General features: G+C 69.8%; 2 protein-coding genes. Both read left to right on the top strand.

Annotated elements, in window-relative coordinates; translation table 11 throughout:
* Positions 1–816: pyridoxal phosphate-dependent decarboxylase family protein (locus tag AADR41_RS41935; protein WP_342287710.1), on the top strand; the 816-nt coding region annotated here is incomplete at its 5' end.
* A partial coding sequence (locus AADR41_RS41930) for a lysine N(6)-hydroxylase/L-ornithine N(5)-oxygenase family protein (protein WP_342287709.1) occupies positions 813–2,171 on the top strand: 1,359 nt, incomplete at its 3' end. The genes AADR41_RS41935 and AADR41_RS41930, both read left to right, overlap by 4 nt.

Below are 2,171 nucleotides of genomic sequence, written 5' to 3'. Positions count from 1 at the left end.
CCCCTCGTCGTCCCCGCCCCCACCGGCGTCATGGACCTCCCCGCACTGCGGGAAGCCCTCACCCGGAGCCGACACCCACTCCTGGTCACCGCCACCGCCGGCACCACCGACACCGGCCGCATCGACCCGCTCACCGACATCGCCGACCTCTGCACCACCCACGGCGCCGAACTCCACATCGACGCCGCCTACGGCGGCCCCCTCCTCTTCAGCCCCACCCACCGGCACAAGGTCCACGGCCTCGACCGCGCCGACAGCGTCACCCTCGACCTCCACAAACTCGGCTGGCAGCCGGCATCCGCAGGAATCCTCGCCGTCCCGCACCGCCACCACCTCGACCCGCTCCACCACCGGGCCTCCTACCTCAACGCCGAGGACGACACCGAAGCCGGCCTCCCCGACCTCCTCGGCCGCTCACTGCGCACCACCCGGCGCCCCGACACCCTCAAGATCGCCGTCACCCTCCGGGCACTCGGCCGCTCCGGACTCGCCGACCTCATCGACCGCACCCTCGCCGCCGCCCACCACCTCGCCGACCTCATCGACGAAACCCCCACCCTCGACCTCTACGACCGCCCCACCATCAGCACCGTCCTCTTCCGCCCCACCGGCGCCGACGACACCACCGTCGCCACCATCCGCCGCACCCTCCTCACCCGAGGCCGCGCCGTGCTCGGCCGCGCCCACACCGGCAACCGCCTCTGGCTCAAAGCCACCCTCCTCAACCCCCACACCACCCCCCAGGACCTGCACACACTCCTCGACCTCGTCGACCGGCTCACCAACGATCTCGCGGAAGGCAAGACCCCCCGATGACCGACCTCCCCACCCCCGACACCGACCAGCCACACGACCTCATCGGCATCGGCATCGGCCCCTTCAACCTCTCCCTCGCCGCCCTCGCCCACGGCGTACCCACCGACCGCCCCCTCGCCGCGGCCTTCTACGAACAACGCCCCGCCTTCCACTGGCACCCCGGCCTCCTCATCGACGGAGCCAGCCTCCAAGTCCCCTTCCTCGCCGACCTCGTCACCCTCGCCGACCCCGCCAGCCCCTGGACCTTCCTCAACTACCTACGCAGCCGGGACCGCCTCTTCCCCTTCTACTTCGCCGAACGCTTCCACATCCAACGCGCCGAATACGACGCCTACTGCCGATGGGTCACCGACCAACTGCCCGGCCTCAACTTCAGCCACCAGGTGGACGCCGTCCGCTGGAACAACCAACGCGGACTCTTCGAAATCGACTTCACCCAACTCGACGACGAAGGCGAGGCCGAAGCACTCGGCCGCGCCCACACCCGCAACATCGCCCTCGGCATCGGCACCGAACCGTACGTCCCCGAATTCTTCAAACCCCTCACCGAAGCGGAGAACGTCCCCGTCATCCACTCCGCCGACTACCTCCACCACCGACAGGAAATCCTCCAGGCCCCCCACATCACCGTCATCGGCTCCGGCCAGTCCGGCGCCGAGATCTACCTCGACCTCCTGCGCGCCCGCCCCCAGGGCCACGAAAACCTCCACTGGCTCGCCCGCACCCAGGCCTTCGCACCCATGGAGTACTCAAAACTCGGCCTCGAACACTTCACCCCCGACTACAGCCGCTACTTCCACGCCCTCCCCGAAGCCGTACGCGACGAACTCGTCCCCCACCAATGGCAACTCCACAAAGGCATCGACGCCGACACCATCGCCGCCATCCACGACGAGCTCTACCGCCGCACCCTCCACGGCGGCTGGCCCGACACCACCCTCACCCCCGGCGTCTTGGTACGCACCGCCGGACGCGTCGCCAACACCCGCATCGAACTCCACCTCGAACACACCCAGCAGAACACCCGCACCCGCCTCACCACCGACGCCGTCGTCCTCGCCACCGGCTACCGCGAACGCTCCCTCGACCGCGTCCTCACCGGCCTCGACCCCTACATGCGCCGCGACGCCTCCGAACGCCCCCGCATCGACGACCGGTTCCGCCTCGTCCTCGACCCCACCGTCACCGGCAACGTCTACGTACAGAACGCCGAACGCCACACCCACGGCGTCGGCGCCCCCGACCTCGGACTCGCCGCCTGGCGCAGCGCCACCATCCTCAACGACCTCACCGGCACCAACCCCTACCCCCTCCCCGAACGCACCGCCTTCACCACCTTCGGCCTCACCCCCCAC

Origin of the sequence: Streptomyces sp. CLV115 (genome assembly GCF_038448545.1) — a bacterium.
Classification (GTDB): domain Bacteria; phylum Actinomycetota; class Actinomycetes; order Streptomycetales; family Streptomycetaceae; genus Streptomyces; species Streptomyces sanglieri.
Note: the sequence above shows the minus strand (reverse complement) of the source record. Positions and strands in the feature narration are given on the sequence as shown.